2 protein-coding genes are annotated in these 2,455 nt (G+C 60.7%); both read right to left on the bottom strand.

Annotated elements, in window-relative coordinates:
- On the bottom strand, positions 1-863 hold an 863-nt coding region (locus CK226_RS34235; RefSeq protein WP_095794117.1), incomplete at its 3' end, for a formylglycine-generating enzyme family protein.
- A gap of 127 nt (positions 864-990) precedes the next feature.
- On the bottom strand, positions 991-2,451 hold the full coding sequence (locus tag CK226_RS34230; RefSeq protein WP_143750396.1) for an arylsulfatase: 1,461 nt from the start codon (positions 2,449-2,451) through the stop codon (positions 991-993).
- Positions 2,452-2,455 lie beyond the last annotated feature (4 nt).

Below are 2,455 nucleotides of genomic sequence, written 5' to 3'. Positions count from 1 at the left end.
GTGTCTATCGCCTGCGCCATGCGCGCGGCGGGACGATAACGCCGGCAGTAGTTGGGCGCGCAGAGGAAGGACCCGCCCTTGGTGACCTTGCGCGGAATCCTGATGTCAGGCGTCAGCGGATCGTAGCTCGCGTCGCGCTCGCCGCCGCGCGGATCTGTCATCGTGCAACAAGGGCTTTCGATGCGGCGATGCTCCTGGTACCAGTCCGTGGTCCACTGCCAGACGTTGCCTGCCATATCGTAGAGACCATAGCTGTTTGCGGGAAACGAGCCGACCGGAGCGGTCCACTCGTAGCCATCCTCGCAGTCGTTGCGGAATGGGAAGTCGCCCTGATACGTGTTGGCCATATGCCGGCCGCCGGGGGTCAATTCGTCGCCCCATACGAACTCTGCGCCGTCCAATCCTCCACGTGCCGCGAACTCCCATTCCGCCTCCGTCGGGAGCGCCTTTCCCGCCCAGTTCGCATAGGCTTCGGCATCCTCAAACGCGAGGTGGACTACCGGGTGGTTGTTGAGACCTTTGATAGAACTCGCGGGCCCACGTGGATGGCGCCAATTGGCACCCTTCACATAGGCCCACCACCGGTAATGGTCGCTTCGGTTGGTGCCAGGCGGCGGTCGAACGAATATCGCCGATGCGGGAGCGAGCAACTCCGCCGGCGCGCCGGGATACTCGGCTGCGTTGGCAGGACGCTCAGCCAGCGTCACGTACCCTGTCGCCGCGACGAATTTCGCAAAATCATCGTTCGTGACAGTCGTCACATCCGCCCAGAAACCATCGACCACGACGCGGTGGGTTGGAGCCTCTTCCGGATAATGGTGGTCTGATCCCATCAGGAATTCGCCACCAGGGATTCGCACCATGTTTGGAAATGGCGGGCTGTGCCTAGGAACGGAACGAACATGCTCCAGATCCTCCGTAGACGGCACAGCCATCCCTGCATCATTCATGACTATAGTTCCATAGAAGCGAACTTTGATCCGGGCCGAACTAGTCTCCGAGTTGATTGAACATCGAGGATGGATCCGCTGCAATTGGCGGTGCACCGAAGGTCAGCTTGATCGCCTCCCCGATCAGCAGCGGCGGTGCCATTTGCTTGGCGATATCCACGATCTTCGCCTTCATTTTTTTGACGCTGTCCGGCTTCTTGTCGGCCAGGTTAGTAGTTTCGGACTTGTCGGCGGCTAGGTCGAACAGTTCGATGCGCTCCAACACGCCGGCCGACCATACAAGCTTCACATCGCCCTCACGGATTGCGCCGCCAGTCGGGTCGACATTGTAGACCATGTCGCTGCGGGGCGAGGGTTTGCCTTCGCTGATCGTCCCCCAGACATCCATGCCGTCGAGCGGCTTGTTCTTGGTTGGCTTCGCTCCGGCAAGCCCAGCAAGGGTCGGATAAATGTCCGAGACATGTATCAGGCCGTTCACGTCACCGGCCTTCACCTTGCCCGGCCAGTTCGCCAGAGCGCAGACACGGGTGCCGCCCTCATAGAGCGTGCCCTTGCCGCTGCGATATGGCCCATTGTCGGCCGGAAGGCTGTTTCCGACCTTCGATTCGCCCGCAAACATTGCATCCCGCACGCCGCCATTGTCGCTCTGGAAGATGATGATTGTATTGTCGCGCATCTTCTTCTTCTCGAGCGCGGCAACAACCCGGCCGATCTCGTCGTCCATGACGGAGACCATGGCGGAATAGAGCCGCCGTTGCTCATCGGCGACATGAGCATATTTTTTGATGTACTCTTCGGGTGCCTGGTAGGGCGAATGCGGTGCGGTGAATGCCAGATACAGGAATAGTGACGCCTTGCCGTCATGTTTTTCGATTACCTTGGCGGCTTCCGTGCCGAACAGGGTATTATCGAAGCCAGGCTCCTTCAGCGGCTTGTTGTTGCGGTACCAGTCCATCACGCCATGAGAAGCGTGCTTGAAATGATCGATTTCGCCGACCAGGGCGCCGTAGAACGAATCGAATCCGCGCTGGCGCGGCCAGTATTCAGTCTTTGCGTGACCAAGATGCCACTTGCCCACCATCGCGGTCTTGTATCCTGCGTCCTTGAGCATCTGGGGCAGGAGATACTCGTCGGTGGCAAGGCCGTAACTGCCACCTGACGGGATAACGCCCATCTGCAGCCCGTAGCGCAGCGGATAGCGGCCAGTCATCAGCGCCGCGCGGGTGGGCGTGCACATCGGCTGGGCATAGAATTGTTCCAGCCGCGCGCCTTCGGCGGCGAGCTTGTCGATGTTGGGCGTCTTGATATCCGAGCCGTGGAAGCCCACGTCCTTCCAGCCCTGATCGTCGGAGATGATGTAGACGATGTTGGGGGCCGCCGGCTGTGCCTCTGCCTGCTGAACGCCGGCGAGGCCAGCGAGCGCGCCCGAAAGGCCGATTGGTGCAACCAAGCGGGAAACGGCTACCGCCGTGCCGGCCATCAATGCGTCGCGGCGCGTGATTTTG

This window comes from Mesorhizobium sp. WSM4311 (assembly GCF_002295115.1).
Taxonomy (GTDB): Bacteria; Pseudomonadota; Alphaproteobacteria; order Rhizobiales; family Rhizobiaceae; genus Mesorhizobium.
This window is presented reverse-complemented; position numbering and strand designations above follow the sequence as displayed.